At 67.6% G+C, this 17,806-nt stretch carries 20 protein-coding genes; 9 read left to right on the forward strand and 11 right to left on the reverse strand.

The genetic code is table 11. The annotated features are described in order from the left end of the window. Positions 1–27: 27 nt before the first annotated feature. The 4 genes from ON32_RS14230 to dxr all read right to left on the reverse strand — a co-directional run bounded on the left by ON32_RS14230 (position 28) and on the right by dxr (position 4,814). Positions 28–891: a GNAT family N-acetyltransferase gene (locus ON32_RS14230; protein WP_083874514.1), complete on the reverse strand. Its 864-nt coding sequence runs from the start codon at positions 889–891 to the stop codon at positions 28–30. Between the two features lie 160 nt (positions 892–1,051). Continuing rightward, positions 1,052–2,212: a flavodoxin-dependent (E)-4-hydroxy-3-methylbut-2-enyl-diphosphate synthase gene (ispG, locus tag ON32_RS14235; protein ID WP_040791399.1), complete on the reverse strand. Its 1,161-nt coding sequence runs from the start codon at positions 2,210–2,212 to the stop codon at positions 1,052–1,054. 111 nt (positions 2,213–2,323) lie between these two features. After that, positions 2,324–3,523, reverse strand: coding sequence for a M50 family metallopeptidase (locus tag ON32_RS14240; RefSeq protein WP_040791400.1), 1,200 nt, complete (start codon positions 3,521–3,523; stop codon positions 2,324–2,326). A 133-nt stretch (positions 3,524–3,656) separates the two neighbouring features. Then, on the reverse strand, positions 3,657–4,814 hold the full coding sequence (dxr, locus tag ON32_RS14245; RefSeq protein WP_040791401.1) for a 1-deoxy-D-xylulose-5-phosphate reductoisomerase: 1,158 nt from the start codon (positions 4,812–4,814) through the stop codon (positions 3,657–3,659). A 132-nt stretch (positions 4,815–4,946) separates the two neighbouring features. On the opposite strand from dxr, the gene ON32_RS14250 reads away from it, so the two are divergent. Next, a complete protein-coding gene (locus ON32_RS14250; RefSeq protein ID WP_040791402.1) occupies positions 4,947–5,210 on the forward strand; it encodes a DUF2631 domain-containing protein in 264 nt (87 codons plus the stop codon). A 74-nt stretch (positions 5,211–5,284) separates the two neighbouring features. On the opposite strand, the gene rlmN is transcribed toward ON32_RS14250, so the two are convergent. After that, positions 5,285–6,394 (reverse strand): dual-specificity RNA methyltransferase RlmN, encoded by a 1,110-nt coding sequence (rlmN, locus tag ON32_RS14255; RefSeq protein ID WP_040791403.1) that lies wholly within the window; start codon positions 6,392–6,394, stop codon positions 5,285–5,287. Between the two features lie 242 nt (positions 6,395–6,636). Here rlmN and ON32_RS14260 point away from each other — a divergent pair, with 242 nt between their 5' ends. Then, entirely contained in the window at positions 6,637–6,879 is a 243-nt protein-coding gene (locus ON32_RS14260) for a LapA family protein (protein WP_040791404.1), read from the forward strand. A gap of 27 nt (positions 6,880–6,906) precedes the next feature. Here ON32_RS14260 and ON32_RS14265 read toward each other — a convergent pair whose 3' ends face one another. The 6 genes from ON32_RS14265 to ON32_RS14290 all read right to left on the reverse strand — a co-directional run bounded on the left by ON32_RS14265 (position 6,907) and on the right by ON32_RS14290 (position 11,708). Then, complete coding sequence (locus ON32_RS14265) at positions 6,907–7,848, reverse strand: phosphatidate cytidylyltransferase (RefSeq protein WP_174361633.1); 942 nt, start codon at positions 7,846–7,848, stop codon at positions 6,907–6,909. 119 nt (positions 7,849–7,967) lie between these two features. Beyond that, positions 7,968–8,525 (reverse strand): ribosome recycling factor, encoded by a 558-nt coding sequence (gene frr / locus ON32_RS14270; RefSeq protein WP_040791431.1) that lies wholly within the window; start codon positions 8,523–8,525, stop codon positions 7,968–7,970. Positions 8,526–8,576: 51 nt separating this feature from the next. Then, positions 8,577–9,305 (reverse strand): UMP kinase, encoded by a 729-nt coding sequence (gene pyrH / locus ON32_RS14275; protein ID WP_040791405.1) that lies wholly within the window; start codon positions 9,303–9,305, stop codon positions 8,577–8,579. 220 nt (positions 9,306–9,525) lie between these two features. Continuing rightward, complete coding sequence (tsf, locus tag ON32_RS14280; RefSeq protein WP_040791432.1) at positions 9,526–10,350, reverse strand: translation elongation factor Ts; 825 nt, start codon at positions 10,348–10,350, stop codon at positions 9,526–9,528. A 147-nt stretch (positions 10,351–10,497) separates the two neighbouring features. Next, positions 10,498–11,331 (reverse strand): 30S ribosomal protein S2, encoded by an 834-nt coding sequence (rpsB, locus tag ON32_RS14285; protein ID WP_040791406.1) that lies wholly within the window; start codon positions 11,329–11,331, stop codon positions 10,498–10,500. A 236-nt stretch (positions 11,332–11,567) separates the two neighbouring features. After that, a complete protein-coding gene (locus ON32_RS14290; RefSeq protein ID WP_157224193.1) occupies positions 11,568–11,708 on the reverse strand; it encodes a hypothetical protein in 141 nt (46 codons plus the stop codon). A gap of 104 nt (positions 11,709–11,812) precedes the next feature. On the opposite strand from ON32_RS14290, the gene ON32_RS14295 reads away from it, so the two are divergent. From ON32_RS14295 to ON32_RS14325, 7 genes are all read left to right on the forward strand, one after another. Then, positions 11,813–12,463 (forward strand): M23 family metallopeptidase, encoded by a 651-nt coding sequence (locus ON32_RS14295; RefSeq protein ID WP_083874517.1) that lies wholly within the window; start codon positions 11,813–11,815, stop codon positions 12,461–12,463. A gap of 7 nt (positions 12,464–12,470) precedes the next feature. After that, positions 12,471–13,259, forward strand: a complete 789-nt coding sequence (locus ON32_RS14300) for a ribonuclease HII (protein WP_281032233.1) — start codon at positions 12,471–12,473, stop codon at positions 13,257–13,259. Between the two features lie 295 nt (positions 13,260–13,554). After that, complete coding sequence (locus tag ON32_RS14305; RefSeq protein WP_011210678.1) at positions 13,555–13,860, forward strand: DUF2469 domain-containing protein; 306 nt, start codon at positions 13,555–13,557, stop codon at positions 13,858–13,860. Positions 13,861–14,015: 155 nt separating this feature from the next. Next, on the forward strand, positions 14,016–14,372 hold the full coding sequence (locus ON32_RS14310; protein ID WP_040791408.1) for a YraN family protein: 357 nt from the start codon (positions 14,016–14,018) through the stop codon (positions 14,370–14,372). Next, on the forward strand, positions 14,372–15,880 hold the full coding sequence (locus tag ON32_RS14315) for a YifB family Mg chelatase-like AAA ATPase (RefSeq protein WP_040791409.1): 1,509 nt from the start codon (positions 14,372–14,374) through the stop codon (positions 15,878–15,880). The genes ON32_RS14310 and ON32_RS14315 overlap by 1 nt, the downstream gene beginning before the upstream one ends. Then, positions 15,877–17,100 carry a DNA-processing protein DprA gene (dprA, locus tag ON32_RS14320; protein ID WP_083874518.1) on the forward strand — a complete coding sequence of 408 codons (1,224 nt, stop codon included), beginning with the start codon at positions 15,877–15,879 and terminating at the stop codon, positions 17,098–17,100. Before ON32_RS14315 ends, dprA begins: the two co-directional genes overlap by 4 nt. A 31-nt stretch (positions 17,101–17,131) precedes the next feature. After that, positions 17,132–17,707 carry a GNAT family N-acetyltransferase gene (locus ON32_RS14325; RefSeq protein ID WP_051133243.1) on the forward strand — a complete coding sequence of 192 codons (576 nt, stop codon included), beginning with the start codon at positions 17,132–17,134 and terminating at the stop codon, positions 17,705–17,707. The last annotated feature ends 99 nt before the right edge of the window (positions 17,708–17,806 follow it).

The following is a 17,806-nucleotide window of genomic DNA, read 5'->3' on the forward strand; positions in this document are numbered from 1 at the left end:
TGGGGCGCACCGGGACCGAGGCGGTAATCAGTCCAACATCACGGTGGCGAAGGTCGCGATCTGCCGGAAACCCACCGCATGGTAGGCCCGCCGGGCGATCTCGTTGAAGTCGTTGACATACAGGCTGGCGGTGCGTCCGGAGGTGACGACGGCATTGGCGACCGCGGCGGTGCCGGCGGTGCCGAAACCGTGGCCCCGGCGTTCGGGATGTACCCACACCCCCTGGATCTGACCGGTATGACGGGACTGCGCGCCCACCTCCGCCTTGAAAACCACTGTGCCGTCCTCGAACCTGGCCCAGGCGCGGCCGGCTTCGATGAGGCTCGCCACCCGCCTACGGTAGGCGCGGCCACCGTCACCGGAGCACGGGTCCACCCCGACCTCCTCGATGAACATGGCGATGGCGGCCTCGAGGTAGGGCTCCAGCTCGTCGATGCGCACCTGACGCACCTGGGGGTCGGCGGCCACCAGTGCGGTCCCGTCCAGAGCCAGCAACGGCTGGCTGCCGCGCAATTCCCGTTCCGGTCCCCAATGAGGGGCGAGCATCTCCCACAACGGCAGCGCCAACTCCTGGCGGCCGACCACCGAGGAACAGATTCGCGGCCAGCGGATCGCCCGCTCTGCGAAGGCGCGCAGGGCGTCGCGATCTCCGCGCAACGGCACCAGATTCACCCCGGAGAAGCACAGCGAGTCGGTGGGGCCGCCCCGACTCCACAGTTCGCCCTGACCGCATCGGGCATCCAGTCCGCACTCCTGGATCCGGGCTGCGACCATACAGCACGCCACCGGGTCGTCGTCGAGCACCCGGAGGACCTGGGCCAGGTCCCGCCTCGCGAGTCGACGCGCGGGAACATCCTTCGCGCGCCGGGTCGGCTCCAGCAGACTCCGCACGTTCCACAGCCTGCCACGAACGGCGGCACGGCGGTACAGGTATGCGACGTCTACACCGGAATGTGTCCATCGACCGGCCGCTACGTCCGGTCGAACCGCACGCGTCGAACGACGGATCGCGAGAAAGGGACCTCGGCCCCACCCCTGCGGGGCCGATCACTCAGCCGATGGTGGTGACGACCGGTTTTCCGGTGCCTGCCTCCGCGCCCATCTCCTCGGCGATTCGCATGGCCTCTTCGATGAGGGTTTCCACGATCTGCGCCTCGGGCACGGTCTTGATGACCTCGCCCTTGACGAAGATCTGGCCCTTGCCGTTACCCGAGGCCACGCCGAGGTCGGCCTCTCGCGCCTCGCCCGGACCGTTGACCACGCATCCCATGACCGCCACCCGCAGCGGCACCTCGAGCCCGTCCAGACCGGCGGTCACCTCATTGGCCAGGGTGTAGACGTCCACCTGCGCCCGGCCACACGAAGGGCAGGAGACGATCTCCAGTTTCCGCGGACGCAGATTCAACGACTGCAGGATCTGTGTACCGACCTTGACCTCTTCGGCGGGCGGAGCCGACAACGACACCCGAATGGTGTCGCCGATGCCCTCGCTGAGCAGCGCGCCGAACGCCACCGCCGATTTGATGGTGCCCTGGAACGCCGGGCCCGCTTCGGTAACCCCCAGGTGCAGTGGATAGTCGCACCGTGCGGCCAGCTGCCGGTAGGCCTCGACCATCACCACCGGGTCGTTGTGCTTGACCGAGATCTTGATATCGCCGAACCCGTGTTCCTCGAACAGGCTCGCCTCCCACAGCGCCGATTCGACCAACGCCTCCGGAGTGGCCTTGCCGTACTTGGCCATCATCCGCTTGTCCAGGGAACCGGCGTTCACGCCGATACGGATCGGGATACCGGCGGCGCCGGCCGCCTTGGCAACCTCTTTGACCCGACCGTCGAACTCCTTGATATTGCCCGGGTTGACGCGGACCGCGGCGCACCCGGCGTCGATGGCGGCGAAGATGTAGCGCGGCTGGAAGTGGATATCGGCGATTACCGGGATCTGCGATTTCTTCGCAATGGTGGCGAGCGCGTCGGCATCTTCCTGCCGCGGGCAGGCGACCCGCACGATATCGCAGCCCGCCGCGGTGAGCTCCGCGATCTGCTGCAGGGTCGCGTTGACGTCGTGGGTTTTGGTGGTGGTCATCGACTGCACCGAGATCGGGTGGTCGCTGCCGACACCGACGCCGCCCACCATCAGTTGACGAGTCTTGCGTCGGGGGGCGAGCACGGCCGCGGGTGCGGCCGGCATACCCAATCCGATTGTGCTGGTCACGTTCGGATGCCTGCTTTCGTCTCCAGTCGGGGCCGTTCGCCTGCCGAGTCTAGTCGTGACCCGATCGGCCGCTCATGTGACCGCCACGACACCGCGTCACCGATACGGCCCCTAGAGGATGCTGATCGGGTTGACGATATCCGCGGCCAGGGTCAACAACATGTACGCGCCGCCCACCACTACCGCGACATAGGTCATGGGCAGGAGTTTGAGATAGTCCACGGGGGCGCCGGGGGCCAGGCCGCGTCGGCCGCGCACGGTGTTGCGAATCTTCTCATAGAGCACCACGGCGATATGGCCGCCGTCCAGTGGGAGCAACGGCAGGATATTGAACGCGCCGAGGAAGAAGTTCAGACTGGCCAACACCAGAATGAAAACGTTCCACTTCCCGAGTTCCGCCGATTCGCCACCGATCCGGCTGGCGCCATAGACACTCACCGGGGTCTCCGGATCACGTTCACCGCCGGTGACGGCGGTCCACAGCGCGGAAACCTTCGCGGGGAGTTGCAGCAGGGACTGGAACGTGCGGATGAACAGGTCCCCGGTGAAATCGATCGAGGCCGGTATCGCGGCGAGAACGCCGTACTGGACTGGTTCGTAGTAGTCCATGCCGACACCCACGACCCCGACCTCGCGTCCCGGCCCACCGTCTGCGGGGTAACGCATAACCCGCTCGGGGGTGACGGGCACGGTGAGGGTCTGCCCGTCCCGCTCGATGGTGTAGGTGAACGGACCGGTCTGCTGCTGGGTGAGCTGCTGGAATTCCTTCCAGGTATCGACCGGCACACCATTGACGGCTGTGACCACGTCACCGCGGCGCAACCCGGCCCGCTGCGCCGGACCGAGCCCGGTGCAGGTGCCCAACGAACCGTCGGGGTTCTGCGGTGCCACACAGCTCATCTCGCCCAGCGCCGTCTCCGGCGGTTGATCGAGGCGCGGCAGACCCCACCCGACCGCGAGCACCACGACGAGGATGAAACCGAGCACGAAGTTCATCGCGATCCCACCGCTCATGACCACCAGGCGTTTCCAGGCCGCCTGGCGGTACATGGCCCGGTCGAGCTCTTCGGGGGGCAGTTCGTCGAGCGCCGTCATCCCGGCGATATCGCAGAAACCGCCCAACGGTAGGGCCTTCACCCCGTATTCGGTTTCCCCACGACGGAACGAGAAGATCTTGGGGCCGAAACCGATGAAGTAGCGACGCACCTTCATACCGGTGGCCTGCGCTGTCCACATGTGTCCGCACTCGTGCAAGGCGATCGAGAGGGTGATACCGAGGGCGAACAGGACGAATCCCAATGCGAACACCATCTGCCCTACAGCCCTCCTGCGTTGCGCAGCTCGTCGACTCCCGGCGCGCACGCGCACCGAACCGGCCGCGAGCACCTTTCAACAGTAACCGCCCACCCGGCCGTTGTGCTTCCTGCCTCGACCGGAAACCGGTTCACGAGTTGGACACGGTGGAATCGCGCACCAGACCGCGGGCGTGCTCCCGCGCCCACGAGTCCGCGGCCAACACCTCCGCGAGCGAGGTGGGTTCGGCGCGCCATCCGTCGGCGGCGTCCACCACCCGCTCGACCGTACGCACGATATCCGGAAACCGGATGACGCCGTCGAGGAACGCCTGCACCGCGACCTCGTTGGCCGCGTTGTACACCGCGGGTACACAGCCGCCCGCCGTTCCGGCCCGGCGGGCCAGTTCGACCGCCGGGAACACCTCGTTGTCGACCGGTTCGAACGTCCAGGTGGCGGCGGTACCGAAATCGCAGGCCGCCGCGGCACCGGGCACCCGGTCGGGCCAGCCCAGGGCCAGCGCGATGGGCAGTTTCATATCGGGCGGACTGGCCTGGGCGAGAGTGGAGCCGTCGGTGAAGGTGACCATGGAGTGCACGATCGACTGCGGGTGCACGGTGACATCGATACGGTCGTAATCGATACCGAACAGCAGGTGGGTTTCGATCAGCTCCAGTCCCTTGTTCACCAGCGACGCCGAGTTCAGCGTGTTCATCGGTCCCATCGACCAGGTGGGGTGGGCCTTGGCCTCGGCCGGACTCACCTCGCGCAGCATCTGCGTCGTCCATCCCCGGAACGGCCCGCCCGAAGCGGTGAGGACCAGTCGGTCCACCTCCTCGGCCCGACCACCGCGCAGACATTGCGCCAGCGCGGAATGTTCCGAATCCACCGGTACGATCTGGCCCGGCGCGGCAGCGTTCGTCACCAGCGATCCGCCCGCGACCAGCGACTCCTTGTTCGCCAATGCCAACCGCGTGCCCGACTCCAGCGTCGCCAGCGTCGGTTCCAGCCCGAGCGAGCCGACCAGGGCGTTGAGCACCACATCCGCCTCTGTGCGCCGCACCAGTTCGGTCACCGCACCCGGACCGCTCAATTCCACGCCCAACCGCCGGGCCGCGGCAGGGTCGGCGACCGCCACATTCTTCGTGCCGGTGGCGGCGATCTGCGCGGCGAGCAGTTCGGTGTTGCCGCCGCGGGCGGCCAAACCCACGATCTCGAACTTGTCCGGATTGGCGGCGATCACCTCGAGCGCCTGGGTTCCGATGGAACCGGTGCTGCCGAGTAGGAGGACTCTGCGGATGTCTGACACCAACCCATTGTCACCGAGCGCCCATTGTCACCGAGCGGACCCCACCGGGGCGCCGACCCGCCCCTGGTGGCTACGACGACGGGTCGTATGCCACGATATCGGCAGTATCCGTTCTCTCGAGGAGGAGCGATCGTGTCCGCCACGGAACTCGAACCCGCCCATGACCGCGTCGTCACCACCGTGGACCCCGCCGAGGTTCCGTCGGCGGCGTGGGGTTGGAGCGGCGAGTCCCGCCGTACCTTCCAGGTGGCGGGTTGGTTCGTGGTCGTCGCCCTGCTGTGCATGACCATCGGCAACCACCAGGGCAATGTGGAGAACTACTTCCTCGTCGGCTTCGCCGCGCTGCTCGCGTTCATCCTGATCCGCGAGTCCGTTCTGCGTCGCCGGCCACGCTGAACCGCGCCGACCGACCGGCGCACGACAGCGGTCCCGTACACCGGTTCCGCTGTCGCCGGGCCCCGAGGGTGGTACTAGCCTTCGGCCGCCAACTGTCCGCAGGCGGCGGCAATGTCCTGGCCCCGAGTGTCGCGCACCGTACACGGCACTCCCTGGGCCTCCACCCGCCGCACGAATTCCCGCTCGACGGGTTTGGGGCTGGCATCCCATTTGCTGCCCGGTGTCGGATTCAGCGGGATCAGATTCACATGCACCCGTGAACCCAACGCCCGGTGTAGTTTCGCGCCGAGCATGTCCGCGCGCCAGGGCTGGTCGTTGATATCTCGGATGAGCGCATATTCCACCGAGACCCGACGGCCGGTACGGTCCGCGTAATACCGTGCGGCGTCGAGCACCTCGGCGACCGGCCAGCGGTTGTTCACCGGCACCAGGGTGTCGCGCAGTTCATCGTCAGGGGTGTGCAGCGATACCGCCAGGGTCACCGACAGACCCTCGTCGGCAAGTTTGCGGATGGCGGGCGCCAATCCGACCGTGGACACCACGACATTGCGCTGGGAAATACCCAGGCCGTCCGGGGTTGGGGCGGTAATCCGACGCACCGCGTTCACCACCCGCTTGTAGTTCGCCAGCGGCTCCCCCATACCCATGAACACGATATTCGACAATCGGCCCGGTCCACCCGCCACCTCGCCGTCGCGCAGTGCGGCCGCGGCGGCGCGGACCTGGTCGACGATCTCCGCGGTGGACAGATTACGGTTCAACCCGCCTTGACCGGTCGCGCAGAACGGGCATGCCATACCGCATCCGGCCTGGCTGGAAATGCACAGGGTGGCCCGGTCCGGATAGCGCATGAGCACACTTTCCAGCAGGGTGCCGTCCCCGGCGCGCCACAGCGTCTTGCGGGTTTGCCCGCCGTCGCAGTCCACATGCCGAACCGGGGTGAGCAGCGGCGGGAACAAGGCTTCGGCGATCGCGGTACGCACGGCCGCGGGCAGATCGGTCATCCGCTCCGGGTCGGCCTGGAGTCGTCCGTAATACTGGCGCGCGATCTGGTCGGCCCGGAACTTGGGTAGCCCGAGTTCGGCCATGGCGGCGCGACGGCCGTCGGCGTCGAGGTCGGCGAGGTGGCGGGGCGGCATCCCACGGCGTGGGGCGTCGAATACCAGGGGCAGGGAGGCGGTCATAGTGCTTCCAGTGTCCCATCTCGGCCCGCGTGGCCGACGGCGCATCCCGTCCCGGGAGAATCGCCGATCGAATCCGCACACCCCTCGGGGAAATCCGTGCACCGGTGATAGCGATAGGCAATTATCGGGGTATGACTTCCCCTGCTGATCGACCGTATGAACCCGGCACATATCCTGCGGGCAAAGCGGCGCCCGACCGGCCCGCGACCTCCGGCCGGCCCACGGTACGCCCCCGCCGCGGGGTGCGACGAACCAAAACCGGCTACACCTGGATCGGTCTGGTGCTCGCCGCGCTCCTGGGCATCCTGGTGCTGTCCTTCATCCTGCAGAACCTGGATACCGTCGACCTGCACCTGCTGTTCTGGGATTTCTCCCTCCCCCTCGGTGTCACGGTGCTGCTCTCGGTGATCGTCGGCGTTCTGCTCACCGCGCTCGTCGGGGGAGCGCGGATCATGCAGCTGCGCCGCGCCGCCAAACGAGGGTGATCGGCGCGGCGACCCGGAGCCCGGACCTCAGAGCAGGGTGCTCAACACCAGCCAGGACACGAAGGCCGATGGCAACATCGAATCGAGCCGATCCATGATGCCACCGTGTCCGGGCAGCAGGGTGCCCATATCCTTGATGCCCAGATCGCGCTTGATCTGCGACTCGATCAGGTCCCCGCACGTGGCGACCAACACCAGGCCGACACCGAGCAGCACACCGATCATCGAATTGGCGTCCAACAGCAGGGTGACGGTGAGCAGGCCGCCGATAACGGCGAAAACCAGCGACCCGCAAAGCCCCTCCCACGACTTCTTCGGGCTGATCGCCGGCACCATCGGATGCTTGCCGAACAATACTCCGGCGACATACCCGCCCACATCGGAGCAGACCACCAGAATCATGAAGGTCAGCACTCGCAGATTGCCGCTCGGCGCCAACAACAGCAGTATCGCGAACGAGGCCAGGAATGGAATCCAGGCCAGGGCGAATACGGCGATCCCGGTGTCCCGCAGGAAATTCCGAGGCGCGGTACGCAATCCGTGATCGAACAACCGCCACACCATACAGACCAGTACGGTGGCCGCGAAGGCACCCGCCACCCCGCCCGCGCCGAACGGCCAGCCCAACCAGATCATGGCCTGACCGCCGAGGATCAGCGGAATCCGTGGCACCAATACATCGGCCTCGCGCAGCCGTTTGCCGACCTCCCAGGTCGCCACGGCGACCGCCACCGACACCACCCCGATGAAGACCTCGGGCACGAACAGCAGGATCGCGATAAGCGAAGCCCCGAGTCCGAGCCCGACGGCCAATGCCGCGGGTAGATTGCGTCCGGCCCGGGAACCGGATGGCGCGGCCGCCACCACATCGCCGGGGTGCGCCGGCACCGGTTCGGATATGCCGTCGGCCGGCGCCCGACCAGCACCGGCCGCGGCGGTATTCTCGGCCACGATTGTCCCGTCGCTCAACTCGTCGTTCCGTTCGTCCCGCCCGGTAGGCCCTCGGACCGTGTCCGACCGGCGGCGTTCACCCCGCTGTGCCCGGTCGACCCGGCTACCGCCCGGGCCCGTCGACGCCGCTGCCGGCATCAGACCTCGAGCAGTTCGGCTTCCTTGTGCTTGACCAGCTCGTCGACCTGACCGACATACTTCGCCGTGGTCTTGTCCAGTTCTTTTTCGGCGCGCCCGACCTCGTCCTCGCCGGCCTCGCCGTCCTTCTGAATTCGGGATAGTTCGTCCATGGCCTTGCGCCGCACATTGCGGATGGCGACCTTGGCGTCCTCGCCCTTCTGCCTGGCCTGCTTGGCCAGCTCACGGCGCCGCTCCTCGGTGAGCTGCGGGACCGTGATACGGAGAATATCGCCGTTGTTGGTGGGATTGACACCGAGGTCGGAATTACGGATCGCGGTTTCGATGGCGGACAGCTGCGACTGCTCGTACGGCTTCACCACCACCATCCGTGGTTCCGGCACGGTGATACTCGACATCTGGGTAATCGGGGTCGGCGCCCCGTAGTAGTCGACGACGACCCTGGCGAACATGCCCGGGTTCGCGCGCCCCGTGCGGATGGTGCCGAGATCGTCCTTCGCCACCGAGACGGCTTTCTCCATCTTCTCCTCGGCGTCGAAGAGCGCTTCTTCAATCACGACCGTTTCCTCCACAGCGTCGTCATCGTCATGATCCGCGGACCCGCGGCGTCAGGAACGAACCAATGTGCCGATCTTCTCACCGGCAACCGCTCGAGCGATATTGCCCTTGGTCAACAAATTGAACACCAGAATCGGCATCTGATTGTCCATACACAGGCTGAAAGCCGTCGCATCGGCGACCTTCAGGTCCCGCTCGATCACCTCTTTGTGGGTGATCTCCTCGAACATGGTGGCATCCGGCACCACGCGCGGGTCGGCGCTGAACACCCCGTCGACGGCCTTGGCCATCAGAACCACCTCGGCGCCGATCTCCAGGGCGCGCTGCGCGGCGGTTGTATCGGTGGAGAAGTAGGGCATGCCCATACCGGCTCCGAAGATGACCACCCGGCCCTTCTCCAGATGCCGTTTGGCGCGCAGCGGCAGATACGGCTCGGCCACCTGGCCCATGGTGATGGCGGTCTGCACCCGGGTGTCCACACCCTGTTTCTGCAGGAAGTCCTGGAGCGCGAGACTGTTCATCACGGTTCCGAGCATCCCCATGTAATCCGAACGTGCCCGCTCGAGCCCGCGTTCCTCGAGTTCGGCGCCGCGGAAGAAGTTCCCACCGCCGATCACCACGGCCACCTGCACCCCGGTCGCGACGACCTCGGCGATCTGCTCGGCCACCGTCTGTACGACGTCGGGGTCCAGCCCCACCTTTCCGCCGCCGAACATCTCACCACCGAGTTTGAGCAATACCCGGCGATATCCTGGTCGGTCGGTCCCCGGGCGGGTCATCGGTGGGCGCCTCCTTCGGCGATCGGCACGGTCTGTGTCTGTACGAACATGGTGAGCACGGGCTCGGCAAAGCGACTGATACCAGCGCCTCTATCCTGCCCTACCCGCCTCGACGGGCGGCAGAAGGCCCCCGAATCGACCTTTCTCGCGCCGTTTTCGAGGGCAGAACATGCGCCGAGGCCCTCGCCGCGATATCACGGCGAGGGCCTCGGTACACGGATCAGGGCTGTCCGACCTCGAACCGGGCGAAGCGGGTGACGGTCACCCCGGCCGCGTCCAGCAGGGCCTTGACGGTCTTCTTGTTGTCGGTCACCGACGGCTGCTCCAGCAGGACGACGTCCTTGAAGAAGCCGTTGAGGCGGCCCTCGGCGATCTTCGGCAGCGCGGCCTCGGGCTTGCCCTCCTCACGCGCGGTCTGCTCGGCGATACGCCGCTCGTTCTCGACGATATCGGCGGGGACCTCGTCGCGAGTGACGTACTTGGGCTTGAGCGCGGCGATCTGCATGGCGGCGCCCCGGGCGGCCTCGGCGGCGGCCTCGCCCTCACCGGTGTACTCCACCAGTACACCCACGGCGGGCGGCAGGTCGGAGGCGCGCTTGTGCAGGTAGGTGGCGACCGGGCCGTCCAGCGACACCACACGGCGCAGTTCCAGCTTCTCGCCGATCTTGGCCGCCAACGCCTGCAGCGCCTCCTCGGCGGTCTGCCCATCCACCTGAACGGCCTTGAGGGCGTCGACATCGGCCGGCTTGGCAGCGGCGGCAGCGGTGACGATCTTGTCGGCCAGTGCCTGGAACTCGGCATTCTTGGCGACGAAGTCGGTCTCGGAGTTGATCTCGATCATCACGCCGTCCTTGGCGATGACCAGACCCTCGGCGGTGGTGCGCTCGGCCCGCTTGCCGACGTCCTTGGCGCCCTTGATGCGCAGCAGCTCGACGGCCTTGTCGAAATCGCCGTCGGTCTCGGCCAGCGCGTTCTTGCAGTCCATCATTCCGGAGCCGGTGAGCTCCCGCAGCCGCTTCACATCAGCGGCGGTGTAGTTCGCCATCGGTGGCGAGCCTCCTTCGAGAAAGTTCGGGTACCGGTCGGCGGTGGTCGGTGCTCGTCGAGCCGCGACCACCGCCGCGAGACGTTCGATCCGCGGCGTTCACCTCGTGGACAACGGTGAACGCCGCCCCGACAACAGGGCTACGGCTCAGGCCTCGGCCGGGGACTCGGCCTGCGGCGCATCGGCCGCCGGAGCCTCGCCGCCCGGCGTGGCCTGCGCCAGCAGCTCCTGCTCCCATTCCGGCAGCGGCTCGGCCGCACCGGCTTCCGGCTTCTCGTCGCCGCCGGAGCGGCCCGCGCGGGCCTGCACGCCCTCGGCCACCGCCGAGGCGACGACCTTGGTGAGCAGCGCGGCGGAGCGGATCGCGTCGTCGTTGCCCGGGATCGGGTAGTCGACCAGGTCGGGGTCGCAGTTGGTGTCCAGGATCGCGATGACCGGGATGTTCAGCTTACGAGCCTCACCAACGGCGATGTGCTCCTTGTTGGTGTCGACGACCCAGATGGCCGAGGGCACCTTCTGCATGTCCCGGATACCGCCGAGGGTGCGTTCCAGCTTGTTCTTCTCACGCGTGAGCATGAGAATTTCCTTCTTGGTGCGTCCCTCGAAACCACCGGTCTGCTCCATGGCCTCGAGCTCCTTGAGGCGCTGCAGCCGCTTGTGCACGGTGGAGAAGTTGGTGAGCATGCCGCCCAGCCAGCGCTGGTTGACATACGGCATACCGACCCGGGTGGCCTCGGCCGCGATCGACTCCTGGGCCTGCTTCTTGGTACCGACGAACAGCACGGTACCGCCGTGGGCCACGGTTTCCTTGACGAACTCGTAGGCCTTGTCGATGTAGGTCAGCGTCTGCTGCAGATCGATGATGTAGATGCCGTTGCGGTCGGTGAAGATGAACCGCTTCATCTTCGGGTTCCAGCGACGGGTCTGGTGTCCGAAGTGCGCGCCGCTGTCGAGCAGCTGCTTCATGGTTACGACAGCCATGGCTCTCGTATCTCTCTTTCGTTGCCGGTTGTCGCAGCGGACCGGCGGTCTGCTGCCCTGGCACCACCGAACCATCGGACCCGATCCGTGCGGAGCGGGACCAGCCGATGATTCCCTGTCCGGAATGCGCCCGGGGTCGAACCGCTCCATAGGGAGCGCGGCCCGTCCGGCGCCGTGATGAACAAGCACGGGTGGTGCGCGAAGTCGGTTCGCGTGGCGCGAACCGCCCGACCAGTTTACGGCGTGAGCGGCGCATATCGATAATCGATGGTGTCGAGCGGGTCGCGGAGACGGTGGTTGTCCACAACCCGCGTGTTCTCCACATTCGCCGCGCGGCCCACGTCCGGGAGGTCGGGTGGACGCAGACTGACAGCCATGACCTGCCTTTTCTTCTCGAATCGGACGCCGGGACGTCTCATGGCGATCCGTACCCCGGATCGGCACCGCCGATCGGTCTCCGCATCGCCCGCACCGGGCGAACATGGGTGAGCGCCGGGCCACGCCCCGGCTCGCGGTGCTCACCCTGACAGCGCTCACCCTGACAACGCTCGCCCTGACAACGCTCGCCCTGACCGTGGCGGCCGGGCCGGGCACAGCGGAGTCGGACGGACGGTTCGACTGGCCCCTGCGCCCACGCCCTACGGTGGAGAAGCGGTTCGACAAACCCGAATACGACTGGTCACCGGGCCATCGAGGGGTCGATCTGGCCGGCGTTCCGGGTCAACCCGTGCTGGCCGCGGGAGCCGGAATCGTCGTGTACGCCGGAGCGGTCGCGGGCAGGCCGGTCGTATCGATCGAGCACGGGGGCGGTCTGCGGACCACCTATGAGCCGGTGGAGGCGGAGGTGCCGGTCGGGCGACGGGTGATGCGCGGCGCCCGGATCGGTGCGCTGCGCGCCGGACACGACGGATGTGCCGCCGCGGCCTGTCTGCACTGGGGGCTCCGCCGGGATGGGGCACGTCGGGGCAGGCCGGAATATCTGGACCCGTTGGGGCTGCTGCGACCCGGCGGGGTACGACTGAAACCGGTGGGGTCGGCGGAGGAATCGGCCCGATCGGCATCGGGTGGCGACCGTCGCGGTAGGCGGGGTGAGTACCGCACCCACGGCACGACCCACCGCCCCACGCAATAATCGCGACGTGGGGTACACCGATCGACATCGAGGCGTACGAACGCCGCACGGCGACCGTCCCGACCGGCGCACCAGGGCGACGCGAACCTGGCCCCCGCGGGTGGTGATGCGCAAGGCCGCCGGGCTGCGCACCCTCGAGGCAGCGCTGATCCGGAGCGGACTCGGCCCGGTCGCCGGGGTGGACGAGGCCGGACGTGGTCCCTGCGCCGGTCCTCTGGTGGTGGCGGCGTGCGTACTCGGTCCCCGGGCACACGGGGCGCTGGCCGGCCTCGACGATTCCAAGAAACTCACCGAAGCGGCCCGGGAGGAGCTCTACCCGGTGATCACCCGGCTGGCCCTGGCCTGGCAGGTGGTGGTGGTTCCCGCCCACGAGATCGATGCGATCGGTATCCATGTCGCCAATATCCAGGGCATGCGCCGGGCGGTGGCCGGTCTCGACCACACCCCCGGATACGTGCTCATCGACGGTTTCCGAGTGCCGGGGCTGCCGGTGCCGTCACTGCCGGTGATCGGCGGGGACGCCACCGCCGCCTGTATCGCCGCAGCCAGCATCCTGGCCAAGGTCACCCGCGACCGCATGATGATCGAGTTGGATCGTCGTCTGCCCGGCTACGGCTTCGCCGCGCACAAGGGCTACAACACCCCCGAACACACCGAGGCCCTGCGCCGATTGGGGCCCAGCGCCGAACACCGCCGTTCCTGGCGGAACGTGCGGGAACTGTCGGTATCGGAGCGCGACGACAATACGTCGGCAATGCCGATATACGCGGATTCGCGAAGCGACCGCGGGGCGTGAATCCGAGCCGCGAAGATCGCCCGATCACTCTGCCCGCACCGCGTCGTGGTCGAATGAGCGGTGGCAGATCGTGGTACCGGGCCGCACCACAGGGTGGTCGGCGCTCGAAGGAGGCGGCGCGGCCCGAGCACGTAGCCCACTCGCACCTGTCGAACCGCCACGGCGCGGGCGGCCGGTGCCCGAAGGAGACGGCGCCGCGTAACCACGCGAGGTGCCCGCACATGCCGAATCGACCCCGCATGAGCAATGATGGTCAGTACAACGCAGTGCGGCGAGAAGGAGGACGTTCCACCCGATGAGTGCCGAGGACCTCGAGAAGTACGAAACCGAGATGGAGCTCTCGCTGTACCGGGAGTACAAGGACATCGTCGGTCAGTTCTCGTACGTGGTGGAGACCGAGCGTCGCTTCTACCTCGCCAATTCCGTGGAACTGCGACCGCAGAACGCGGACGGTGAGGTGTACTTCGAGGTGCGGATGAGCGATGCCTGGGTCTGGGATATGTATCGGCCGGCCCGGTTCGTCAAACACGTCCGGGTGATCACCTTCAAGGACGTCAATATCGAGGAGCTGGAGAAGCCGGACCTGCGGCTACCGGAGTAGTCGCAGGTCCGTCCCGGATGGCGTGTGGCGCCGCCGGGACCGCCCGCGTGTGGAGCGGATTCCGGATACCCTCCACAGGCTCGGTTATCCACAGGTTTTCTGTTTGCCCAGGTCGCAGTCCCACCTAACGCACGACGCCGCCGCACGCTGATCGGGTGGCACACAATATGGCGCTCGGAGCGCACGGGGAGGAATTGGCGGCGCGGTACCTGCGATCTGCCGGCATGGAGATCGTCTGCCGCAACTGGCGGTGCCGATACGGTGAACTGGATCTGGTGGTGCGGGATGCGGGAGTTACCGCTTTCGTCGAGGTGAAGACCAGAACCGGGCTCGGGTTCGGTGTCCCGGCCGAATCGGTCACCTTCGCCAAACAACAACGTATTCGCAGGCTGGCGCTGCTGTGGCTCACCGAGCAGGATGGGCCGCGGCAGCGCATTCGGTTCGATGTGGTCTCGGTACTGCTCTCCAGGCATCGGGAACCGGTGATCGAACATCTGCGGGGGGTGTTCTGATGGCGCTCGGTCGCGTCTGTTCCATCGCGGTGAGCGGAATCGACGGTCAACTGGTGGAGATCGAGGCCGATATCGGGCAGGGGCTTCCCTCGGTGCATCTGGTGGGGCTACCCGACACCTCACTGCAGGAATCACGGGATCGGGTCCGTGCGGCCGTGACGAATTCGGGTGAGAGATGGCCGGACGGCCGGGTGATCCTGGCCCTCGGCCCGGCGACGCTGCCGAAGATGGGCAGCGTTTACGATCTTGCGCTCGCCATCGCGGTATTGAATGCGGCCGACGCGGTACCGTCCACGCGACTCGACGGCACCGCGCTGTTGGGGGAACTCGCTCTGGACGGCCGGCTGCGGCGGGTTCGAGGGATCCTGCCCGCGGTTCTGGCCGCGAGAAAGGCGGGGTGCGGCACGGTTGTCGTGCCGGAATCGGCGCTACCGGAGGCGGGTCTGGTCACCGATATCCGGGTCCTCGGCGCGGCGAATCTGGCCGAGGTCCTGAACTGGCTGCGCGGCGAGGGTCCCCTCGCCGAACCCGAGGAAGCCCCGATGACCCGATCCCGCACCGGCGGTGACCTGAGCGAAGTGGTCGGCCAGCACGAGGCCCGTTGGGCGCTGGAGGTCGCGGCCGCGGGCGGCCACCACCTCTTGTTCACCGGGCCACCCGGGGTCGGGAAAACCATGTTGGCGCAACGGCTTCCCGGGCTGTTGCCACCGTTGACGGACGCCGAGGCGTTGGAGGTCACCGCCATTCACTCCGTCGCGGGCACCCTTTCCGGGGAACAGCCGCTGATCACCCTGCCGCCGTTCGTCGCACCGCATCATTCGACATCGGTGAGCGCCATGGTGGGTGGCGGTTCCGGATCGGCGCGTCCGGGGGCGGTCAGCCGCGCCCATCGCGGGGTGCTGTTCCTCGACGAATGCGCCGAAATCGGGACGAACGTATTGGAGGCCATGCGCACCCCGTTGGAAGAGGGCGAGGTCCGGATCGCCCGCCGGGACGGCGTCGCCCGATACCCGGCACGTTTTCAGCTCGTCCTCGCCGCCAATCCGTGTCCTTGCGCCCCGGCTCGCGATGTGGACTGTATCTGCGCGCCGCTGGCCCGCCGACGCTATCTGGGCAAGCTCTCCGGTCCGCTGATGGATCGCATCGATATCTGGGTGCAGCTGCACGCCAACACGAATGTAGGCCTGGCCGCCGAGGAGTCCGAGAGCAGCGAAACGGTGCGCCGGCGCGTCACCGCGGCCCGCGAGGCAGCCGCCACACGGTGGCGGGAGTACGGATGGCGCACCAATGCCGAGGTGCCCGGCCACTTGCTACGCCGTCGCTTCCCGCTACCCCGGGATGCGCTCGCGCCGGTGGAGGCGGCGCTGCGGCTGGGGCGGTTGTCCGCACGCGGAGCCGATCGCGCCCTTCGCGTCGCCTGGACCATATGCGATCTGCGTGGGGGTGAAGTGCCCACCGCGCAGGACGTGATGCTGGCGTTGAATTTCCGGCAGCGAGGTGTGCAATGAGTCCCGCAGCACACGAATCGTCCGTCGTGGAAACCGCCACCGATGAACGGCGACTCGCCTGGGCGTATCTGTCCCGGGTGGTGCTCGGTCCCTGTCCCCCACTATCGGCGTTGATCGATTCGGTCGGGGTGGTCGAGGCAGCACGCGCGGTGCGAGAACGCGCCCTGCCGGAGGCGCTGCGCAGACCGACCGCGCGACGACGCGGGGTCGATCTCGCCGAACAGGACCTCGAGCGCATAGCAGCGCTGGGTGGCCGCCTGATCACACCGGACGATCCCGAATGGCCGGCCTGGCGGATATTGGGCCTGTCCCGTCTCGATCCGCGGCAGGACGCCGAGGGCGCGGTTCCGCTGGCGCTGTGGGCGCGTGGGCCCGGTTCGCTGTCGGAGCTGACCGAACGGGCGCTGGCCGTGGTGGGAGCCCGGTGCAGCACCGGTTACGGAGATCGGGTCACCGGCGAGATCGCGGGTGATCTGGCGGCCCGCGGCTGGACCATCGTGTCGGGGGCGGCATTCGGTATCGATGGGATGGCGCATCGCGCCGCATTGGCGGTGGGCGGTACGACCCTCGCGGTCCTCGCCTGCGGGGTCGACCGCCCGTATCCCGCCCAGCACGATCGACTCATCGCCGAGATAGCCGCATCCGGTTTGGTGATCAGCGAGTATCCACCCGGCGTCACCGCACGCAAACACCATTTCCTGGCACGCAACCGCCTGGTCGCCGCTCTGGCCGATGGGGTGCTGGTGGTGGAGGCCGGGTTGCGCAGCGGGGCTCGCAATACGGTGAAATGGGCCCGCCGACTCGGGCGGCCGACCCTCGCCGTGCCCGGTCCGGTTCATTCGGCGGCCTCGGTCGGCTGTCACCGGATGATCCGGGACGGTGAGGCCCTCCTGGTCGCCGATGCCATGGATGTCCTCGCCGAAACTGCACCACTACACCTGCCGTTCTCCGCCACGCCGACTTCGGACACCGATCGGTCGACAGGGGATGCGGCGCTGGTCCACGCGGCATTACCGACGCTCGGCGGTCGACAACCACACGAACTCTGCGCGCCGACCGGTCTGCCGCTCGCCACCGTCCGCGCGGCGCTTTCCGAGCTCGAACTGGCGGGCCTGGTGGCCGTGGGCACCGCGGGCTGGTATCGCGTGGAAGGTGAAAACCGGAAGCCGCTCGAACCGTCGCGGCCCCGAAAACCGGACCGACGGTCGGCACAGTCCTGAACGCGCCCGAAATCGAGAAAGGAACCGAGCAGTGAACATTGTGGAGGTGTTGCCGCGCGTCGAGGGTGATATTCGGGTGCGTCGGCTCGAACACCGGGATGCCGAGGCGTTCGCCGCGGGCAGCGCGGACGCCGCGGTACGCCGTTTCGGTCACCTGCCGCTCTCGGAGTACACCCCTCGGATCGTGCGGGAGCAGATCGATGGGGTGATCGCGACCGGATTGGCCTCGGGAACGCTCGCCGTTCTCGCGATCGCAGATGTGCGCTCCGACGAGTTCCTCGGCAGCATCGCACTGTTCGATATCTGCGCCGGGCGCGGGGAGGTCGGTTTCTGGCTCGCCCCCTGGGCCCGCGGCCACGGCGCGGCCCGGTCGGCCCTGCGCGCCTGCACGCATATGGCAGCGACGATCGGCGTGTCGATACTCCAGGCCCGGACGGTCCCGGAGAACAAAGCCTCGCAACGGGTACTGGAGAAAGCGGGGTTCACCCGGGTGGGCGAACCACACGAAACGGTCACCCCGTCCGGTGCGGTACGCACCGCATTGTTCTTCGAGCGTTCGACGACCGGCTCCGGTGGTGGGACCACACCACCGGAGCGCCATGGATAGCCACACCGGGAGCCGGCCGGTACGGGACGGAAGCACCCACCGGAAACCGTGGCCCCATCGAGGTTCGTTCCGCTTCTTCGCCCGGCATCCGCATTGACC

Origin of the sequence: Nocardia paucivorans NBRC 100373 (genome assembly GCF_000308675.1) — a bacterium.
Lineage (GTDB): Bacteria > Actinomycetota > Actinomycetes > Mycobacteriales > Mycobacteriaceae > Nocardia > Nocardia paucivorans.